Source organism: Allobosea lupini (assembly GCF_900109525.1).
GTDB lineage: Bacteria > Pseudomonadota > Alphaproteobacteria > Rhizobiales > Beijerinckiaceae > Allobosea > Allobosea lupini.
Genome location: NZ_FOAN01000008.1, coordinates 21,568 through 40,165, shown reverse-complemented (window position 1 = coordinate 40,165; position 18,598 = coordinate 21,568). Strand labels below are relative to the sequence as shown.

23 protein-coding genes and 2 pseudogenes are annotated in these 18,598 nt (G+C 64.1%); 9 read left to right on the top strand and 16 right to left on the bottom strand.

Going from position 1 to position 18,598, the window contains the following annotated elements; genetic code table 11:
* Positions 1–26 precede the first annotated feature (26 nt).
* Positions 27–815, top strand: coding sequence for a non-homologous end joining protein Ku (gene ku, locus BMZ21_RS22045; protein WP_091840186.1), 789 nt, complete (start codon positions 27–29; stop codon positions 813–815).
* On the opposite strand, the gene ku (BMZ21_RS22040) is transcribed toward ku (BMZ21_RS22045), so the two are convergent.
* The gene (gene ku / locus BMZ21_RS22040) at positions 816–1,655 is read right to left on the bottom strand and encodes a non-homologous end joining protein Ku (protein ID WP_091839637.1); all 840 of its coding nucleotides are present in this window, start codon (positions 1,653–1,655) and stop codon (positions 816–818) included. It lies immediately after the preceding gene.
* Between ku (BMZ21_RS22040) and BMZ21_RS30000 the strand changes: the two genes are divergently transcribed.
* Positions 1,654–2,040 carry a hypothetical protein gene (locus BMZ21_RS30000; protein WP_143079757.1) on the top strand — a complete coding sequence of 129 codons (387 nt, stop codon included), beginning with the start codon at positions 1,654–1,656 and terminating at the stop codon, positions 2,038–2,040. The genes ku (BMZ21_RS22040) and BMZ21_RS30000 overlap by 2 nt on opposite strands.
* Positions 2,041–2,091: 51 nt before the next feature.
* Here BMZ21_RS30000 and BMZ21_RS22030 read toward each other — a convergent pair whose 3' ends face one another.
* A complete protein-coding gene (locus BMZ21_RS22030; RefSeq protein ID WP_091839630.1) occupies positions 2,092–2,544 on the bottom strand; it encodes a DUF1810 domain-containing protein in 453 nt (150 codons plus the stop codon).
* 1 nt (position 2,545) lies between these two features.
* Positions 2,546–3,055 carry an endonuclease/exonuclease/phosphatase family protein gene (locus BMZ21_RS22025; RefSeq protein ID WP_425285467.1) on the bottom strand — a complete coding sequence of 170 codons (510 nt, stop codon included), beginning with the start codon at positions 3,053–3,055 and terminating at the stop codon, positions 2,546–2,548.
* Between BMZ21_RS22025 and BMZ21_RS22020 the strand changes: the two genes are divergently transcribed.
* The 3 genes from BMZ21_RS22020 to BMZ21_RS22010 all read left to right on the top strand — a co-directional run bounded on the left by BMZ21_RS22020 (position 3,035) and on the right by BMZ21_RS22010 (position 5,823).
* Positions 3,035–3,562 carry a tetratricopeptide repeat protein gene (locus BMZ21_RS22020; protein WP_167561711.1) on the top strand — a complete coding sequence of 176 codons (528 nt, stop codon included), beginning with the start codon at positions 3,035–3,037 and terminating at the stop codon, positions 3,560–3,562. The two genes, BMZ21_RS22025 and BMZ21_RS22020, sit on opposite strands and share 21 nt — an antisense overlap.
* 346 nt (positions 3,563–3,908) lie before the next feature.
* On the top strand, positions 3,909–4,709 hold the full coding sequence (locus BMZ21_RS22015) for an alpha/beta fold hydrolase (RefSeq protein ID WP_091839623.1): 801 nt from the start codon (positions 3,909–3,911) through the stop codon (positions 4,707–4,709).
* 199 nt (positions 4,710–4,908) lie between these two features.
* Positions 4,909–5,823, top strand: coding sequence for a sensor histidine kinase (locus BMZ21_RS22010; protein WP_244543955.1), 915 nt, complete (start codon positions 4,909–4,911; stop codon positions 5,821–5,823).
* Here the strand turns inward: BMZ21_RS22010 and BMZ21_RS22005 are convergent.
* Both BMZ21_RS22005 and BMZ21_RS22000 read right to left on the bottom strand, forming a co-directional pair.
* Positions 5,820–6,176 carry a response regulator gene (locus tag BMZ21_RS22005; protein ID WP_091839614.1) on the bottom strand — a complete coding sequence of 119 codons (357 nt, stop codon included), beginning with the start codon at positions 6,174–6,176 and terminating at the stop codon, positions 5,820–5,822. The genes BMZ21_RS22010 and BMZ21_RS22005 overlap by 4 nt on opposite strands.
* A gap of 167 nt (positions 6,177–6,343) precedes the next feature.
* A complete protein-coding gene (locus BMZ21_RS22000; RefSeq protein WP_091839611.1) occupies positions 6,344–6,856 on the bottom strand; it encodes a YciE/YciF ferroxidase family protein in 513 nt (170 codons plus the stop codon).
* Between the two features lie 151 nt (positions 6,857–7,007).
* Here BMZ21_RS22000 and BMZ21_RS21995 point away from each other — a divergent pair, with 151 nt between their 5' ends.
* Both BMZ21_RS21995 and BMZ21_RS21990 read left to right on the top strand, forming a co-directional pair.
* Positions 7,008–7,304, top strand: a complete 297-nt coding sequence (locus BMZ21_RS21995; protein WP_091839608.1) for a PepSY domain-containing protein — start codon at positions 7,008–7,010, stop codon at positions 7,302–7,304.
* Between the two features lie 36 nt (positions 7,305–7,340).
* On the top strand, positions 7,341–7,904 hold the full coding sequence (locus tag BMZ21_RS21990; protein WP_091839604.1) for a hypothetical protein: 564 nt from the start codon (positions 7,341–7,343) through the stop codon (positions 7,902–7,904).
* A 429-nt stretch (positions 7,905–8,333) separates the two neighbouring features.
* Here BMZ21_RS21990 and BMZ21_RS21985 read toward each other — a convergent pair whose 3' ends face one another.
* Complete coding sequence (locus BMZ21_RS21985) at positions 8,334–9,368, bottom strand: IS110 family RNA-guided transposase (RefSeq protein WP_091839601.1); 1,035 nt, start codon at positions 9,366–9,368, stop codon at positions 8,334–8,336.
* 357 nt (positions 9,369–9,725) lie between these two features.
* A pseudogene (locus BMZ21_RS31080) lies at positions 9,726–9,890 on the bottom strand (IS3 family transposase); the annotation flags it as partial.
* On the opposite strand from BMZ21_RS31080, the pseudogene BMZ21_RS31155 reads away from it, so the two are divergent.
* Positions 9,876–9,971, top strand: a pseudogene (locus BMZ21_RS31155) (integrase); the annotation flags it as partial. The pseudogenes BMZ21_RS31080 and BMZ21_RS31155 sit on opposite strands and share 15 nt — an antisense overlap.
* Before the next feature lie 178 nt (positions 9,972–10,149).
* Here the strand turns inward: BMZ21_RS31155 and BMZ21_RS21980 are convergent.
* The 8 genes from BMZ21_RS21980 to BMZ21_RS21950 form a co-directional block, all read right to left on the bottom strand.
* Entirely contained in the window at positions 10,150–10,824 is a 675-nt protein-coding gene (locus tag BMZ21_RS21980; protein ID WP_091839598.1) for a hydrolase, read from the bottom strand.
* Between the two features lie 33 nt (positions 10,825–10,857).
* Complete coding sequence (locus tag BMZ21_RS21975; protein WP_091839594.1) at positions 10,858–12,207, bottom strand: alginate export family protein; 1,350 nt, start codon at positions 12,205–12,207, stop codon at positions 10,858–10,860.
* On the bottom strand, positions 12,204–13,835 hold the full coding sequence (locus BMZ21_RS21970) for an MFS transporter (protein WP_091839591.1): 1,632 nt from the start codon (positions 13,833–13,835) through the stop codon (positions 12,204–12,206). Before BMZ21_RS21970 ends, BMZ21_RS21975 begins: the two co-directional genes overlap by 4 nt.
* The gene (locus BMZ21_RS21965; protein WP_091839587.1) at positions 13,835–14,224 is read right to left on the bottom strand and encodes a DoxX family protein; all 390 of its coding nucleotides are present in this window, start codon (positions 14,222–14,224) and stop codon (positions 13,835–13,837) included. The genes BMZ21_RS21970 and BMZ21_RS21965 overlap by 1 nt, the downstream gene beginning before the upstream one ends.
* Before the next feature lies 1 nt (position 14,225).
* Positions 14,226–16,196, bottom strand: a complete 1,971-nt coding sequence (locus tag BMZ21_RS21960; RefSeq protein ID WP_091839584.1) for an amidohydrolase — start codon at positions 16,194–16,196, stop codon at positions 14,226–14,228.
* A complete protein-coding gene (locus tag BMZ21_RS21955; RefSeq protein ID WP_091839581.1) occupies positions 16,196–16,474 on the bottom strand; it encodes a XapX domain-containing protein in 279 nt (92 codons plus the stop codon). The genes BMZ21_RS21960 and BMZ21_RS21955 overlap by 1 nt, the downstream gene beginning before the upstream one ends.
* Positions 16,471–16,617, bottom strand: a complete 147-nt coding sequence (locus BMZ21_RS30440; RefSeq protein ID WP_167561709.1) for a hypothetical protein — start codon at positions 16,615–16,617, stop codon at positions 16,471–16,473. Before BMZ21_RS30440 ends, BMZ21_RS21955 begins: the two co-directional genes overlap by 4 nt.
* Before the next feature lie 69 nt (positions 16,618–16,686).
* Positions 16,687–17,523: an alpha/beta fold hydrolase gene (locus BMZ21_RS21950; RefSeq protein ID WP_091839579.1), complete on the bottom strand. Its 837-nt coding sequence runs from the start codon at positions 17,521–17,523 to the stop codon at positions 16,687–16,689.
* A 182-nt stretch (positions 17,524–17,705) separates the two neighbouring features.
* Here BMZ21_RS21950 and BMZ21_RS21945 point away from each other — a divergent pair, with 182 nt between their 5' ends.
* Positions 17,706–18,116 (top strand): winged helix-turn-helix transcriptional regulator, encoded by a 411-nt coding sequence (locus BMZ21_RS21945; RefSeq protein ID WP_244543954.1) that lies wholly within the window; start codon positions 17,706–17,708, stop codon positions 18,114–18,116.
* Positions 18,117–18,181: 65 nt separating this feature from the next.
* Here BMZ21_RS21945 and BMZ21_RS21940 read toward each other — a convergent pair whose 3' ends face one another.
* Entirely contained in the window at positions 18,182–18,454 is a 273-nt protein-coding gene (locus tag BMZ21_RS21940) for a helix-turn-helix transcriptional regulator (RefSeq protein WP_167561708.1), read from the bottom strand.
* Between the last annotated feature and the right edge of the window lie 144 nt (positions 18,455–18,598).

Here is an 18,598-nt window from a genome sequence, read left to right as displayed (position 1 = left end):
CACCGGCCATTCGGGAGATGAAGACCATGGCGCCGCGGACATTCTGGAAGGGCTATCTGAAGCTGTCGCTCGTGACCTGCCCGGTCGCGATGATGCCGGCGCGTTCGGAAAGCGAGAAGGTCCGCTTCCACACGCTGAACCGCAAGACTGGCAACCGCATCCAGAGCAGGTACGTGGATGCGGTCACCGGCAAGCCCGTCGCTGATGACGACGAGGTCAAAGGCTATCCTAAGGGAGATGACGACTACGTTGTCCTGGAGGATGACGAGCTGGATTCGGTTGCTCTGGAAAGCACCCGGACGATCGACATCCAGACGTTCGCGCCAAGATCCTCAGTCGGCTGGATCTGGTATGACGCGCCCCACTATCTCGTGCCCGACTCCAAGGTCGGCGAGGAGGCGTTCTCGGTCATCCGCGAGGCGATGAAGCGGACGAAGACGGTGGGGATCTCCCGCGTCGTGCTTTATCGCCGCGAACGGGCCGTGCTGCTCGATGCGCGCGACAACGGCATCGTCCTGTGGACGCTGCGCTATGGCGACGAGGTCCGGCCCGAGAAGGATTATTTCGCAGGGATCAAGGACGCCGAGCCTGAAGCTGATCTTCGGCCGCTCATGGACAAGCTGATCACCACTCGGACGAAGGACTGGTCGCCCGATCTTGCCAAGGACCCGGTTCAGGACGAGCTTCTTGCCATCATCAAGGCCAAGCAGAAGGGCCGTAAGCCCACGAAAGCGGCGAAGCCTCAGGCCAGCGAAGGCAATGTCGTGAACATCATGGACGCGCTGAAGCGGAGCCTCGAACCCCGCAAGACGTGATCAGCCGGCCTTTCTCCGCGGGGCTTCCTTCGAAGCGGCGGCCGCTTTTGCAGCCTTCTTGCCGGCTCCGCCTTTGGCGCTCTCGCGCAACGCATCCAGCAGACTGACAACCTTGGTCGGCTCGGGCCGCTTCTGCGGCTTGATCTTGCGTCCTTCGATCTTCGCCTGGACAAGCTCTGCCAACGCACTTTCATACCGGTCGTCGAATTCCTTTGGATCGAACTCCCCGGCTTTTGTCTTGATGATGTGCTCAGCAAGCTGGAGCATCTCGTCGTCGATCTTGATCGTCGGCACATCGCTGAATGCGTCTTCAGCGGATCGCACTTCGTAGTCGAAGTTGAGAGTCGTCGCGATCAGTCCCTCGCCATGGGGCCGGATCAGGATCGACCGCATTCGGCGGAAGATCACCGTCCTGGCAAGTGCGGCAGACTTTTGACCCTTCATGCCCTCTCGGATCAGCGCGAAGGCCTCGGACGCAACCGGCGAGCTGGGCGCTACGTAGTAGGGCTTGTCGAAGAAGATATCGTCGATCTCGTCGCAGGGCAGGAACGTCTCGACCGTCAGCGTCTTGTCGCTCTCGGGGATGGCGGCAGCGATCTCTTCGGGTTCGAGGATTACGTAGTTACCATTGCCCTTGTCGTAACCCTTGACCTGATCTTCGGTCTCCACCGGCTTGCCCGAGACCTCGTCGATGAACTGGCGATGGACGCGGTTGCCGGTCTTGCGGTTCAGGGTGTGGAACGAGATTCGCTCGGATGTGGACGCGGCCGTGTAGAGGGATACCGGACAGGTCACTTCGGCGATCTTGAGAACACCCTTCCAGACAGCACGCGGAGCCATGGCCGTTCCTTCAATCGCGTCACCCGACAACGCGGTCGAGGAACTAGCTGGGGAGGATCATGGTTCCACAGCGGTAAGTTTGAGAAAGTCAGGTCAGATGTCGAACCAGGATGCCGCCATCGCCAAGGCGCTCAACGCAGGCCTGCGCCGGTTACTCGTTGTGGCATTTGCCCATCAAAATGATGGAAGTGGCCGATCCGAACGGATGCCGGCGCTTCGTCTTGCGCTCGAGCGTGAGATCAAGCGTCTTGTGATACGAGGCGTCACCCACGATGGGGAGGATGTCGAGCTGACGGCGGCGGTTCGGAAGGGTCTTCAGCTCTACCTGGATGCCGCTTATCGGGAGGCATCGGAGCACTTGCCGGTTCCAGATACGATACAGTGATCGGCGCACGAACATCGCGGGAGGCAGACGTAAGGCAGTGCCCACCATCGCTTATTTGGGGTCTTCCTCCTCCGAGAGTCCAAGCAGCGCCATCGATCCAGCATCCATCCCGCCAGCGAACCAGCGATCGAGGGCATCGCGAAAGGGGCCGTCATTGCGCCCAGACGCTATGGCGAACAACGTCATCGAGGAATGGAATTTCAGGTCGTCCGGCGAACCAAAAATTTCGTGCAGTGACCGACCGCTGGTGGCAAGCACGGCCTGCGTGACCAGGTCGAGGCGCGGCGCAAGGAGCGGGTGCGCGAGATAAGCTCGTGCTTCCTCCAGCGAAGCCATACCGTAGAATTGCGCCGTCGCGGTGCGGCCAAGACCGCGCAGTTGCGGAAAGATGAACCACATCCAGTGGCTGCGTTTGCGGCCTTCGCGCATCTCGCTCATCGCAGTGTCGAACGTTGTGGCTTGGGCCTCCACGAACCGCTGTAAGCGGAATGAATCCTGGTCCATCCTATGATCCCCTCGCAGGTGAGCGTCGGCGCCGCACACCATCGGAAAGTTCGATCCAGACAGGAGCGTGGTCGCTGGCTTTTTCCCAGCCGCGAACGTCGCAATCGACGCCGGCAGTGACGAGCCGCTTCGCGATCTGGGGGCTCAGCAGGAAATGATCCAGGCGCAGTCCGGCATGCGGCCCCACGCATTCCGGAGATAGTCCCAGAACGTGTAAATGCGTTCGTCGGGGTGCAGGGCACGAACGGCGTCGGTCCAACCCTGGCCGGCCAACATGAAAGGCGTCCCGAACCTCTGGACGGAACAGCGCGTCGTTGCGCCAGCGTGCGGATTTATAGACGTCCAAATCCGTCGGGTTCACGTTGAAGTCGCCCACCAGCATGATGGGTACGTCCAGCTCAAGCAGTTCCGCCGCGTAGCCATTCAGGCGCCCGAGCCAGCGGAGTTTATAGTCGAACTTCGGGCCGGGCGTTGGGTTGCCATTAGGCAAGTGCAGGCATCCGATCAACATGCCGTCGACGGCCGCCTCTACATAGCGGCTCTGATCGTCGTCGGGGTCGCCAGGAAGGCCGCGCCGGACAGGGCCCTATTGCTTAACCCGAACTCGGCGCGGACGCTGCAGAGGGGAGCGTGGAACAGTTTCTACAACGGCCAGTACGACAAGGCTGTCGATCGTTTCAGGGCGAGCATCCGGGCGAGTCCATTGGATCCGCGGAACTACAATGCCTCCTTCGGGATCGGCTTCGCCTTCTTCGGTAAGGAGTGCGTCGAAGCCGCCGTGGAGTGGCTTGAGGCGGCGATGGCCACCCGGCCAAGCGCAACCTTCGTCCATCGCGTCCTAGCCTCCGCGCTCGCCCACCTGGGTCGTGTGGAGGAGGCCCGGCGAGCGGCCGATACCTTCCTCGCAGGTCATCCAGGAATGACAGTCTCCGCGATCCTGGAAACGCTGCCCAAGAATGCCCCGAGCTATATTGAGCGTTTCGCCGAGGGCATGCGGAAGTCCGGTATCCCCGACTAGGTACGGGGCTCGGATCTCTGCACTTCATGATGGGCAAAGAGGTCTTCTGGGGCGACTATCGGCTTGAGGATGCGTTTTTGTGGCCCGGGCTGAACGCTTGACATAGCTCGATGCCGGCCACTCAGCCCGAAAGCTAACGTCTGCTTTATGGTAGCGCGCCAACGTCAACTTGTGGCGCGTCGCGCCCGCGCGCGATCCGGTCCGCTTGGGGTTCCGAGCGTCATTCATTTCCGGTTCACGGCAGGCTGGGCTATGACTAATCTGTAGACATTCTAAAAAGCCTTGATCGGGCCCGACCGACAGCGCGTGGAAGACTCGTCGACCGCGGGAATGCTAGGACCCGAGAATGTTGGATAGAACCACCGCCCTTCGGCGAAACAACGTCGTGACGGATGGCTCAGGCGACAGGGCCCTGGTGTTCGCGCACGGCTTCGGCTGCGATCAGAACATGTGGCGGTTGGTGGAGCCGTCCTTCCGACCGCAGTTCACGACCGTCCGGTTCGATCACGTAGGAGCCGGCAAGTCCGACCTATCCGCATTCAATCCCGACAAGTACGCGAGCCTCTCCGGCTATGCCGAAGACATTGTGGAAATCGGCAACGAGCTCGGGCTCCAAGACGCCATCTTCGTCGGCCATTCCGTCAGTGCGATGATCGGCGTGCTCGCTTCGCTCAGGGCGCCGGGGATGTTCGGCAAGCTAGTCCTGGTCGGGCCGTCTCCACGCTACATCAATGACGGCGAGTATGTCGGCGGCTTCACCGCCGGCGACGTCGATGACTTGCTGGGTTCGCTCGCGGAGAACCACATGGGCTGGTCGAACGCGATGGCACCCGCGATCATGGGGAACGCCGACCGCCCCGAGCTGGGTGAGGAGCTGACGGCAAGCTTTTGCCGCACCGATCCCGACATCGCCAGGCAGTTCGCGCGGACGACGTTCACCTCCGACAACCGCGCCGATCTGCGGCTGGTGGCGGTACCGACGCTGATCCTGCAATGCAAGGACGACATCATCGCCGCCGAGAACGTCGGGCGTTTCGTCCACGACAACATCGCAGGCAGTAAATTCGTCATGCTGGACGCCTCGGGCCACTGCCCGAATCTCAGCGCGCCCGCCGAGGTCATCCGTGAGATCCGCGCCTTTGTCTGACCCGGCAGTCCCTTCCGGCGATCTGGACGATCTCTACGAAAACGCGCCTTGCGGGTACGTCGTTCTCCTCGCAGACGGCAGCATCGCCAAGGTCAACGCCACACTTTGCGATTGGCTGGGCGTCCCGGCTCACGAACTGGTCGGCGGGAGATTTAGGGACCGGCTCACAATGCCGGGGCGCATACTTTATGAGACGCATTTGATCCCGCTCCTGCGGATGCAGGGTTTCGTCACGGAGATCGCCGTGGACCTGATGACAGCGACCGGCAAGTTCCCGGTTTTCGTCAGCGCCAATGAGCGGCGGGACGCAGAGGAGAACCTCGAACTTACCCGTCTCGTCGTCTTCCAGGCCGAGCAACGCCGCACCTTCGAGCAATCACTCGTCCGATCCCGCGACGACGCCTACCAGGGGCTCGCCGACGAAAGGGCGACAAGCGCGCTGCGAGAGCAATTCATCGCGGTGCTGGGGCACGACCTGCGCAACCCGCTCGCCTCGATCGACGCAGGATTGCGCATGGCGAGCAAGGAGCCGCTCAGCCCGAAGCAGACCCGCCTCGTCGGCCTGATGCAGGCGAGCTCACTGCGGATGTCGGGCTTGATCGACAATGTGCTGGACTTCGCCCGCGGTCAGCTCGGCGGCGGGCTGACCCTGGCGCGCGATCTCTCGAAGCCGCTGGAGCCGACGCTTCGACAGGTGGTCGCCGAACTCCAGGCGACGCATCCGGACGTCGAGATCGTGGAGGAATTCTCCATCCACGCGGCCGTCGATTGCGATCACTCCAGAATCGCGCAGCTCCTGTCAAACCTGCTGGGCAATGCGCTGACCCACGGGGCGATTGGCAAACCCATCCGCGTCGAGGCGGCAAGCGTCAATGAAGGCTTGGAGATCTCCGTCGCCAATGGGGGAGATCCGATTCCCGCCGCGGCCATGGAGCGCCTGTTCCAGCCGTTCTTCCGAGGTGACGTCCGTCATAGTGCGAACGGCCTCGGGCTAGGGCTTCACATCGCGTCCGAGATCGCCAAGGCTCATGGCGGCACGCTGACCGTTGCATCGTCAGAAGCCGAGACCCGGTTCACGTTTCGGATGCCGACACAGCCAGACCAGGTGCCCTAGGCCGCCCGTCGAAGGGCAGCGATCACTTTATCGGGGCGATACGGTTTCCTCAGATAACGCGCGTTGTCCGGCAGGTCGCCTTCTGCGGGAACGACACGCCCACTAGCCACGACGATCATCATCGGCGGCCATCCATGACGGACGGTATGAGCGAACTCGATGCCGTCCATAGAGCCGGGCATCTCGATGTCGGTGAAAACGGCGTCGACGTCGCCGCGGTCGGCCAATACGGCCATGGCCTCGTCGGCATGCGCGGCCTCTATCACCTCAAAACCAGCTCCCTCAAGGAAATCCACCGCGTCCATCCGGAGCAGCGGCTCATCTTCAACGATCAGGACGACCAGTTTCGACATGGCTGACTTTCGGTTGTTCAGTTAGCTAACTGCCACAGCCGATGGTTGTTGCCGGAAGATCGAAAGAATTGTCCGGGTTATGCTTAGCCGATCGTTACCCGCGTCCGTCGCACCAAACGAAAAGGCCCGCCGAGTGCCGCACGGCGGGCCTTCCAATCAGACCTTGGTCAGGCCGCCTTGGCGGCAGGCGCGGTGGCCGCCGTGTTCGCCGGCCCGCCCAGCTGGGTGAGCAGCTTGTCGGTCTTGGTCTCCTCGGCAAGGGTCTCGTCGAGAAGCTTGACGGCGTCCTTGTGGCCGAGCTGGGTGGCCCAAGCTTTCAGGGTGCCGTAGCGGGCCATTTCGTAATGCTCGACGGCCTGCGCCGAGGCGACCAGGCCGGCGTCCAGCGCGGGGCTGCCCTCATAGTCCTCGATGACCGCCTCGCCTTCCTTGAGAATGCCGAGGATTGCATCGCAGGTCTTGGCGCGGGGCGTCTTGCCGATGACCTCGAAGACCTGGCTGAGCCGCTCGATCTGCTCGGCGGTCTCGGCTTTATGGGTCTCAAAGGCTTTCTTGAGCTCGGGCGACTTGGTCGCCTTGGCCATCTTCGGCAGGGCCTTCAGGATCTGCTTTTCGGCGTAGTAGACGTCCTTGAGCATGTCGTGGAACAGGTCGTCGAGCGGCTTCGTGGTCGTGGCCATAGGGTATCCTCCAGATTGTCGGGATCGTGGTGGCTGAACTGCCCGCGCTCACAGCTGTTCCTCCGGGATTTGATTTATATCTTCGGAACTTAAACGAGCACCTACCCGTTGATTGGGCAGCGCGGAAAGACCGCGAAAAAGGATCCCAAAAATGAAAAAGCTCGTTCTTGTTGCGCTGGTCGCGGCGCTGCCTTCGTTCGCCGCAATCGCCCAGACCTCCACCACCTCGCCGATGCCGACGCCCGCACCAGCTGACCAGAACGCCCCGCTGCCGGGCGCAAACAGCTTCACCGAGGGCCAGGCCAAGAGCCGCCTGGAATCCAATGGCTACACGAATGTGATGGACCTCAGGAAGGACGAGAACGGCGTCTGGAAGGGCAAGGCGACCAACGCTGGCGCCTCGGTCACCGTCTCCGTCGATTACCGCGGCAACATCGTCAAGAACTGACGGTTGCCCCTCTCGCCCCGATTTTTGGAGACCACGATGACCCGCACCATCACCCGTTCCTACGACAACCACGAAACCGCCAGCTCGGTCGTCGAGCAGCTTGAGGCCGCCGGCATTTCCAGCAGCAACGTCAGCATTGTCGGCCGCAATGGCGACAGCGAGACCAACGCCGCTGAAGGTGCCGGCATCGGCGCCGGCGTCGGTGGAGCCGCCGGCTTGCTGGCTGGCCTTGGTATGCTGGCGATCCCGGGCGTCGGTCCCGTGGTCGCCGCGGGCTGGCTTGCCGCTACCGCAGCCGGCGCCGTGGCCGGCGCCGCCGCTGGCGGCCTGGTCGGCTCCTTCGTAAAGGAAGGCCACGACGAGGACGAAGCGAACTATTACGCCGAGACCGTCCGTCGCGGCGGCTCCGTCGTCTCGGTCCGTGCCGAGCCCGAGCAGGAGGCTGCCGTTGAGGCAATTCTCGACGGTGCAACGCCAATCGATCGTACCGAGCGCACCGCCCAATATCGCAAGGAAGGCTGGAACCGCTTCGACGAGAACGCCGATCCTTACGATCGCCAGGCGACTGCCTCGGGCCGCATCGCTCAGCCGGTCATCTGATCCGGCCGCATCGACTGCGTAACAGGCCCCGAGGGAGACCTCGGGGCCTTTTCGTCAAGGTGGTCCCCAACCCGTTCCTCACAACGCTATCGCCAGAGGAATCGGCGATGCAGCGCTACGGCCATAATCGATTCGTGCCGATGAAAGCTCAGTTCCAAATGTCTTGTGTGGATGGCTCCCGCGTTGCAAGGGGGCTGTGATGGTTTGGCGTGCTGGTCGGGTGCAGTCTTGTGTCCGGCCTGTTCGCGCGGTCATCGACCGCTGGCCCTGATGGTTTCCGCGAATAAGGTCCCATTCTGCTTTGCGGGCTTCGACGCCCTCGACATTCGGCGGGTTGTCCTCATCCCCAGTCTGACCGGTGCGCCATCATCTCACATGGTCCTCGCAACCTCCTTCGCGCGGATAGCGCGCTGATTGAACGACTGGTTCTCAGGCTGCTGCCGAGCCGGGCACCGGCATCCGGTAAATCTCGCCTCGAACCATGATGGCCCAGATCGCCCGTGCTGCCCGGTTCGCCAAGGCGACGGTGACGAGCCGGATCGGCTTGCGACCGAGCAGCGCGGTTACGCGAGGATCCGCTGCATCGGGGTGATGTTTGTTGCGTCTGACGAGCGACGTCATGCCGGTGACCAGAAGCCGCCGCAGGTACTGATCGCCCATTTTGGAGATGCGACCGAGGCGCTCCTTGCCTCCGCTGGAGTTGTTGAGCGGCGTCAGGCCTAACCAGGCCGCGAACTGGCGCCCGGAGCGGAACTGGGTCGGATCGGTGACAGTGGCCGCCAATGCGCTCGCCCCGAGCAGGCCCACGCCCGGCACCGTGGCGATGCGCTGCGCGAGATCGCTCGATCGGTACCAGGCCAGCAAGTCTCGTTCGAGCTGGCGGATGCGGTCCTGAGCCTCGATCGCTTGCTCGGCCAAGGCGCTGATCACCTTGGTGGCGAGACCGGGAACCTCGTGTGCGCCACCGGCGACAGCGCGTCGTACGAAGGCCAAGGCATGGGTGATGCCCTTGGGGATGTCGATGCCGAACTCGGCCAGGAGCCCACGGATCATGTTGATGAGTTGTGTACGCTGACGAACGAGGAGGTCGCGGGTCCGATGAAGGGCCAGCGCGGCCTGCTGCTCGACCGACTTGATCGGGACGAAGCGCATGGTCGGGCGCGTGACCGCCTCGCAGATCGCCTCCGCATCAGCGGCGTCGGTCTTGCCCCGCTTCACGTATGGCTTGACGTAAGCCGGCGGCATCAATCGCACAGTATGCCCCAGAGCGGTCAGTTCGCGCGCCCAATGATGGCTCGTGCCGCAGGCCTCCATGCCGACCAGGCAGGGAGCAAGCTTGCGGAAGAAGGGCATGACCTGAGCTCGCCTCAGCGCTCGTCGGGCGAGGACCTCTCCTGTTCCGTTGATGGCGTGCACCTGGAAGACATTCTTGGCCAGGTCGATGCCGACAGTCGTGATCTCCATCGTGGTCGCTCCAAGCTCGTCCTGCGTGACAGCACCACTGTGGCGCTGCAACGCCGGGAGCGGGAGCCATCCACCCCATCTGCTTTCGGGCAGACGCCTCATGTCTGGAATTGGCGCCTGCTTGCCGATCCGAAGACTGATCCGAGACCATTCGCTGGACCGCCGGAAGCTGGAGTTTCCGGTGATCTGAGCCCTTAAAACTGGACCGCTTGGAGTTAGAGTTTTCCGCGTCGTTTCCCATGGGCTGGGAGGAGCGGAAGACGATGAAGGATTCGAAGTTCTCGGACGCCCAGAAGGCGTAAACTCACTGCCATTGGCGCTGACGATCATCCTTGGCCGACCGCGCCCGGCGATCACCCGATCGAGTTCGCGTGCGACCCGAAGGCCCGACAGCGAGGTGTCGGCGACCAGCGCCAGGTTCTCACGCGTGCAATCATCCACGATGGCCAGGATCCGGAAGCGGCGGCTGTCCGTGAACTGGTCGGAGACGAAGTCGAGTGACCAGCGCTCGTTCGGCCCCATTCGAAATTGGAGAGCACCGTCAAATATCTGGGCATCGAGGTCGACGACGCGTTGCTCCTGTCCGATCAGACCGACATTTAGAAGGGCGGGAGCCCGGCGGCAGCCTTTGCCTTCGCCGGGTCCCTTTCTAGCTTTCATTCTGGCATGTCATCTGCAAGTTGACCCCGCAGCTACCGGACTGCACACGGGAACGAACTGCGAGCTTCATGCTCGACTGCGGGCGTTAGCTGACTTCCTGCTGCACGTCGACAACAACCATTCACGCAGCGCGTGGTCCGATGGTCTCGCCATGGGCGACGCGCTCGGGCGCGCCATGGACCATGGTGTAGGCGTAGTCGATGCCCATGCCGTAGGCGCCGGAATGCTCCTTGGCGATCGCGACGACGGCGTCATAGGTTTCCTTGCGGGCCCAATCCCGCTGCCATTCCAGCAGGACCTGCTGCCAGGTGACCGGCACGCAGCCAGCCTGCACCATGCGGTCCATGGCGTATTTATGCGCATCGGCCGAGGTGCCCCCCGAGGCGTCGGCGACCATATAAATCTCGTAGCCGCCCTCCAGCATCGCGCAGAGTGCGAAGGTGGTGTTGCAGACCTCGGTCCAGAGACCCGCGACGACGACCTTCTTGCGGCCGTTGGCAGATAGCGCATCGCGGACGTTCTGGTCGTCCCAGGAGTTCATCGAGGTGCGCTCGAGGATCTTGTTCTGCGGGAAGACCGCCAGAAGCTCGGGATAGGTGTGGCCGGAGAAGCCCTTGGTTTCGACGGTGGTGATGGTGGTGGGGATATTGAAGGTCTTGGCCGCCTTGGCGAGGCCGACGACATTGTTCTTCAGCACCTGCCGGTCAATCGACTGCACGCCGAAGGCCATCTGGGGCTGCTGGTCGATGAAGATGAGCTGGCTGTTCTGCGGGGTCAGGACTTCGAGATGGGACATGGTGTTCTCCTCTTGGGACTCTTGCGTGGGGCTTCAGAAGGTGACGGTCGCCCAACCGGCGGCGAAGGAGCCGGAGCGGCCTCCGGCCTGCCGGATGCGCTCCCCAGGCGCATAGGCAACATAGGTTCCGCCGAGCGTGAGATGGTCGCTCGCGGTCCATTCAAGCGTGGTGGAGACTTGCTGGCCGAGATAACGGCCCGCGCCGCCGGCCGTGCGCGCGACGGGCGTGATCGCCGGGCCGTAGAACGCATCTGCCTTCGCCTGCTTCCAGAGCGGATTCCAGCCGAGCGTGAGCTTCACCTTGGGCAGCAGGGCCAGTGTGATGTTGGGCTGGATGTTAAGCAGGTTGGCCGGTCCGACGAGATTGGCCTCGGAGAAATAGGGCAGTCGCGGGAAGAGCGGATTGAAAGTACCGAGCTTGCCGTCGCGCAGATTGCCGTCACCGCTGAAGGCATCGGCGTTGAGGCCGAGGCGCGGCATGAAGGGCAGGTCCGCAAAGCTGTAGCCGACCACGGCCGAGGCCATCCAGGCCTGGATGTCGGCGCGTCCGAAATTGCCAAATTGGTAAGCGCCCTCCAGATTCCAGTCGAATCCGCCGGCCTTCCCAAACAGCCTTGCGCCGACGGTATGGCGATGCTCATCGGCCGTGCCTTGCGCAAAGCGGGCGTTTTCGCGGTTCAGGCCGAGATAGTAGAGATCGGCCTTGAGGCCGGGGACGCCGGGAACGGGGTTTGCCCCGTATACGCCCCAGAACACCTGGGCAGGGTCCGACCTATCGTCGAACAGCCCCGCCAGCGGCGCGACCGGCCGCACCAGGAAGGCGTCGACGCGGGTGTCGGGCGACGCGATCCAGGCGGCGCGAACGCCGTCGAAGGCACGCCTGATGTTCGGGCTGTCGCGCACCGAGATCAGGCGGGAGGAGCCGAAGCTCATCTCCTGGCGTCCGCCGCGCACCATCAGGCTGCCGGCCGCGATCGGCAGCGTGAGTTCGCCATAGCCCTGGCGCAGGTCGAGCCGATCGAGCTGCGTTCCCGGCGGCGTCCCGGCCCAGATCGGCGCCTGGCCGCTGACGACCTCGACGAAGGCGCGCAGATAGGGGCCGAGTCTGAGGTCCGCCGAGAGGAAGGAGCGGATCAGCAAGCCGTTATTGTGGTCCGGCGTCGCCAGCCCGAAGACGGGATGGCGCGAGAATTCCGGGCGGATGCGGATCTGCCCGCCGAGCCTCAAGCCGACTGCGCCATCCGCCGTCAGCGCGATATCCTTGAAGCGGTCGAACGGATCCGTCTCCGGCGTGCCGCCAGGCTTGTCGGCCTGTGCCATGGCGGCGCCGGCCAGCGGCAGCCAGCACGCGCCGACCAGCGTCGCTTTGCGCAGCCGCCTCATGGCTCCGTCTTCTTTTTGGACGCGGCCGGGTGAAACGGCGGGTCGATATGGAGGAAGTGCCGCACGACCGGTCCTTGTTCCTCGGCATGGAAGCGCCTGACCTCGCTCTGGAGATCGGCATCGGCCTTGGAGACGCGGCGATGCTGGCGCAGATGCTCGGCCCAGGACGAGACCATAAACCATTCGACCAACTTGCCGGGATCGGCGGTATCCTCGGTGATACCCCAGCCATAGGCGCCGTCGCGGCGCCGCTCGACCGAGAGCGCGTAGATCGCCTCCAGGAAGGCTTCGCGATCGGCCTGCGGCACACTGTACTCGATTAGAATCAGGACGGGACCGCGATCATTATCGATGGCCTCGGCGACGAGCGGCTCCGGCCAATGATTGGATGGCCCGAGGTCCGCCTCGCCCGCCGGCAGCTTGATCCGGTGCATCACAAGGCCGGCGACCAGCAACGCACCCGCGCCGATCAGCAGAGTGCCGCGGATGCCGGCTGCCTCCGCGACTGCGCCCCAACCGAGGCTGCCGGCGGTCATCGCGCCGTTGAACACCGTGAGGTAGACCGCGAGCGCCCGCCCCCGCACCCAGTTTGGAAGGATCGCCTGGGCGACGCCGTTAAGGGTGGTCAGGGCGACGATCCAGGCCGCGCCAAGCAACAGCAGGATGACGAGGGCGAGCCATTGCGGCGGGCCGAGCGTCAACGCTGCCATCACCGCGGCGGTGACGACAGCCGAGAGAAGCAGCAGCCCATCGGCACCCAGATGCGCGCGTAGGCGCGGCAACAGCACGGCGCCGCCGATCGCGCCGGCGCCGACCGCCCCTAACAGAACACCATAGAAGCCAGCGCCGCCGCCGAGCAGATTGCGCGCGACCAGCGGCAGCAAGGCCCAGACGGCGCTGGCGCAGGCGAAGAAGATCGCGGCACGCAGCAGCACCACATGCAGTTCGCGGCTCGCCTTGGCGTAGCGCAGCCCCGCCCGGAAGGCGCCAGCGAAGCGCTCGCTTAGCGCATCGTCAGCGCCCTGCGGGCGCCGCCACCACAGCAGCGCGCCGATGACGATGACGTAGCTCAGCACGTCGGCGCCATAGGTGAATCCCGCGCCCAAGGCGGCGAGGATCAGCCCACCCAGTGCCGGGCCGATGGCGCGCGAGATGTTGATCCCGAGCGAGTTGAGCGCAACTGCGCTCTTCAGATCCGCCTGGCCGACCAGCTCGGGTACGATCGCCTGCCAGGTCGGCGCCATCAGCGCCGCGCCGACACCGCCCAGGAAGGTGAGGCCCACCAGCGCCGGCACGCTGAGCTGGCCGAGGCTCGCCAGCGCCATCAGCGCAAGGCTGACACAGCCGAGCAGGATCTGGATGGCGATCAGGAACTTGCGGCGGTCGAGGATGTCGGAGAGGACGCCGGCGGGGATCGCCAGCAGGAAGATCGGCAGCGTCGCAGCAGCCTGGACCAGCGCGACCGCGGCGGGCGCGCCGGAGAGGTCGGTGACGAGCCAGGCGCTGGCGACATCGCGCATGAACGAGCCGATATTGCCAATGATCGTCGCCGCCCAGAGCACAGCGAAGACCTTCTGGCGCAGCGGCGCGAAGCTCGAAGCGGGCGGGTGCGACGGAGCCTCGCTCATCATCGCGTCTCCTTCGTCTGGGCGAGATCGTCGAGCGCGACCAGGATGAAGCCCCCGATCAGGCCGAGATGCTCGAAGAAGCCGTTCATCGCCATCATCCGCCCCTGGCCGGCCGGCATCTCCCAAAAGCGCACGGCGATGAACGTCGCGGCCAGGGTGAAGCCGGCGAGCGCCAGCGCGGCGAGCCAGCGCCAGCGGCCGATCAGGATGAGCGCGGTCGCGCCGAGCTCGAAGCCGATCACCCCGACCGCAAAGAGCGGCGCCGGCGTCAGGCCGAAATGGCTCATTTCGACGAGAGCACCCTGAAAATCGAAGATCTTGGTCACCGGCCCCTGGATATAGGCGGCGCAGAGCAGGAGCAGGGCAAGGAAGCGGACTGCGCCAGTCATGTCAGACCGCCCAGCAGGCGCAGCCGAGCGCACCCCAGAAACTCCTGAGATCGGCGACCGGCAGCTTGCTCGACCAGGCGCTGGCATGATCATGGCCATGCACGCCGCAGGAATTGGCGCAGCCGCAATTCGTCATGGCCGTCCGCCGCAGCGAGTTCTTGCCGGCGCCATCAGGTTCCCCCCAGGCGCCATAGCCCTTGAAGGTGCGCACCGGCGACCAGTCCGGCATGGCCGGCGGCGGGGTGCTCTCGTCGGTGCTGGCGAAATCGCGGGCACCATAGACGATCCTGCCGCCGACGATGGTGAGGTCGGCCGTGATGAACGAGATCTCGTCCTCTGGGCAGGCGAAGAAGTCGCGGTCGGGCACGATAAGATCGGCGAACTGGCCGACCGCGATCCTGCCCTTCTTGCCCTCCTCGTTGGAGAACCAAGTGACGTTCTCGGTCCACATCCGCAAAGCCGTCTCGCGGTCGAGGCAGTTGCGCTGCGGCGTCAGGCGCAGGCCGCCGACGGTCTTGCCGGTGACCAACCAGGCGAGCGCGACCCAGGGGTTGTAGGAAGCGACGCGGGTGGCGTCGGTGCCGGCCGAGGTCTTGACGCCCTTCTCAAGCAGCCGCGCCACGGGCGGGGTAGCCTCGGCGGCAGCGGCACCATAGCGCTCGACGAAATACTCGCCCTGATAGGCCATGCGGTGCTGCACGGCGACGCCGCCGCCGAGCGCGGCGATGCGGTCGATCGAGCGCTCCGAGATCGTCTCGGCATGGTCGAAGAACCAGTTCAGGCCCGTGAGCGGAATGTCCTTGTCGACTTTCTCAAACACATCGAGGGCGCGCGAGATCGTCTCGTCATAGGTCGCGTGCAGGCGCCAGGGCCAGCGGTTCTCGGCGAGGATGCGCACCACGCCTTCGAGATCGCCCTCCATCTCGGGCGGCATGTCGGGGCGCGGCTCGCGGAAATCCTCGAAATCGGCGGCGGAGAAGACCAGCATCTCGCCCGCGCCGTTATGGCGGAAATAATCGTCGCCCTGCTTGTACTTGGAGGTCTTCGTCCAGTTGAGGAAGTCCTCCTTCTCCTGCTTCGGCTTCTGCGTGAACAGGTTGTAGGCGAGGCGGATGGTGAGCTGGTTCTCGTCGGCGAGCTTCTGGATGACGGCGTAATCGTCCGGATAATTCTGGTAGCCGCCACCGGCATCGATCGCGCCCGTGACGCCGAGCCGGTTGAGCTCGCGCATGAAATGGCGGGTCGAGTTGACCTGGTAGTCGAAGGGCAGCTTCGGCCCCTTGGCCAGCGTCGCATAGAGGATGTTGGCGTTCGGCCGGGCAAGCAGCAGGCCGGTCGGGTTGCCGCTCGCGTCGCGGGTGATCTCGCCGCCGGGCGGGTTGGGCGTGTCCTTCGTATAGCCGACAGCTCGCAGCGCTGCGCCGTTCAGCAGCGCGCGATCGTAGAGATGCAGGATGAAGATCGGCGTATCCGGTGCGACGGCGTTCAGCTCCTCGATCGTGGGCAGGCGCTTTTCGGCGAACTGATGCTCGGTGAAGCCGCCGACGACGCGGACCCATTGCGGCGGCGGCGTCACCGCCACCTGGCGCTTCAGCATGGACATCGCGTCCGCGAGCGAGCGCACGCCGTCCCAGCGCAGCTCCATGTTGAAGTTAAGCCCACCGCGGATGATGTGGAGATGGTTGTCGATCAGGCCGGGCAGGACCCGCTTGCCCTTCAGATCGACGATTTTGGTATCCGGTCCTGCATGGGCCATCACCTCGGCCTCGCGGCCGACGGCGAGGAAGCGCCCATCCTTGATGGCCACCGCGCTGGCCGCGGGGTTTCCGCGGTCGAGCGTCGTGATCAGGCCGCTATGCAGGATGAGATCGGCGGACATCGGTTTGTCTCCGGATGGTGAAGTCTGGCCCAAGGCAGAGGCGGCAAGGCCGGGCATGGCGAGCCCGCCCAGAATGGCGCGTCGGGTAGGCATCAGCCGTTCCCTTCGATGTCGGAGCCAGGCTTGCCACCGGCCGCCTTGCCGGCCGGAAGATGTCCGAAGACATGCGGCTTCACCTGATGTTCCCAGGATTGATTGGCAGGCGCCTTCGCCCAGAGGCTCCGCACTAAAGGTGGCAGCTGTTCGCCGACCAAAATCCCGAGGAGCCCGACAAGCGCGACCACGGGCGGCGCCGGCGACCGTACATTGATCAATGCGTAGATCACGCCGACCAGAAGGCCGGCGCCGAGTGACAAGAGGTAGATTTTCATCGCGCGGCCTGTGTGACGGAGGAAGACCCGCTTGCCGCGGCGACGGTATCGAGGCGCGCGATGACGCGCATCCAGCTCGAACCGTCGGCCCAGGCTCCGTGGACCAGCACCGCGGTACAGGCGCGTTTGGAGAGGGTCGTCATGACCAAAATCCTTTGCGGTGAGTTCGAGTGAGTGGCCGGCGTCCGTCGAACGGGGCGCCGGCCTGTCGCTCAGCTCTCGATGAAGGCCAGCAGATCCGCGTTCAGCACGTCGGCATTGACCGTCAGCATGCCGTGGCTGAAGCCGGGATAGGTCTTGAGCGTGCCGTTTCGCAGCAGCTTGATCGAGGCATGGGCCGAGGCGTCGATCGGCACGATCTGGTCATCCTCGCCGTGGAGCACGAGAGTGGGGACGGAGATAGCCTTCAGGTCCTCGGTCTGGTCCGTTTCAGAAAACGCTTTGATTCCTTCGTAATGGGCGACGGCGCTGCCCATCATCCCCTGCCGCCACCAATTCTGCACGACGCCGGGATAGGCCTTCGCACCGTCCCGGTTGAAACCGTAGAATGGACCGGCGGGAACATCCGTAAAGAATTGCGCGCGGTTGTCGGCAGTGGCCTTGCGGAAATCGTCGAACACCTCGAGCGGTAGCCCGCCCGGATTGCCTTCGGTCTTGAGCATCAGGGGCGGCACGGCACTGACCAGCACCGCCTTGGCGACCCGCCCCCCGGGCTCGCCATATTTGGCGACATAGCGCGCCACTTCACCGCCGCCGGTGGAGTGTCCGATATGGACGGCGTTACGCAGATCGAGCGCCTCGACAACCGCGAAGGCGTCAGCGGCGTAATGATCCATGTCGTGGCCCTGCCAGACATGGGTCGAGCGGCCATGGCCGCGGCGGTCATGCGCGACGACGCGATAGCCCATGCCGAGGAAGAACAGGATCTGCGCGTCCCAATCGTCGGATGACAGGGGCCAGCCGTGATGGAACATGAGGGGCTGCGCGTCTTTCGGCCCGAAATCCTTGTAGAAGATTTCGACACCTTCACCGGTCTTGACTAGAGGCATACTCAATCCTTCTTCTCGACTGATCTCACAAATATTTCATAATAAAGCATCGATAACTCACGTCTTCATTTTGGACAATGAAGGCACCGAATGTTCGACAGTGCTGCCAGGAAAAACTGAGTTGGCTTCAATGGCCATGCTGTGCTTTAACGACATTTCGTCGATATGTTAGCGAGGCCATCGTGGGAACGCCATTAGTTACCTCGCGGATACCGGATCCCGATGAGGGCATCGAGCGGCCCGCCGGCCCCGATGCCCGTGAAGCCTGCGCCGCCGATGGCTTCCTCAAGTTCTTCGCGCAGGAATGGACGAGCCACATCGTGCTCGCACTGGCGCGCCATGGCGCACTTCGTTTCGGGGCGCTTCGCCGGCAGCTCCCGCCCGGTCTCTCGGCACGGGTCCTGTCGGCCCGGCTGAAGGCGCTGGAAGCGGCAGGCTATGTCGAACGCCGCGACCTCAGCGGACGCGTGCTGCATGTCGAGTACTCCCTGACACCCTCGGGTCTGGCGGTCGACGCGGCTCTCGCCAGCAGCGAGAGCCTGATGTCTGCCAGCCTCTCCAAAATTGGTCAGAAAGAGACGTCCGGGTCTTGATCGATCGTCCGGGCTTGTGCCCGATCGTCCGGCCGCGGATCCCCCCAGCCTCAAGCCCGGCGGCGTCATGCTCCCCGCGGAGCACCCCTCCTCGCGGAGAAGACGCGTGCGAAGTGGCTCTGGTCGGCGAAGCCGCATCGGGCGCCGATCTCCGCCAGCGAAAGTTCGCTGCCTTCCAGGAGCTTTTTGGCGGTCTCGATCCGCATGTGCGTGAGACACTGCATCGGCGTCGTGCCGCTGGTCGCGCGGAAGCCCTTCATGAAGCTGCTGCGGGACATCCCGCACGCCGCGGCAATGTCTCCGACCAGAACATCGCCGTCGAGATGGCTGGCGAGCAACTCCTTTGCGCGGGCCTCCTGGCCCTGGGAAAGCAGGCGCTGAAGTCGCGCAGATAGATCTTTCCCGGATCGAAGGTGAAGAGCTTTTCCCGGCCGTCGATCACAATCGAGCGACGGTAATGCCCCGAAAGCGAAACACCCCGC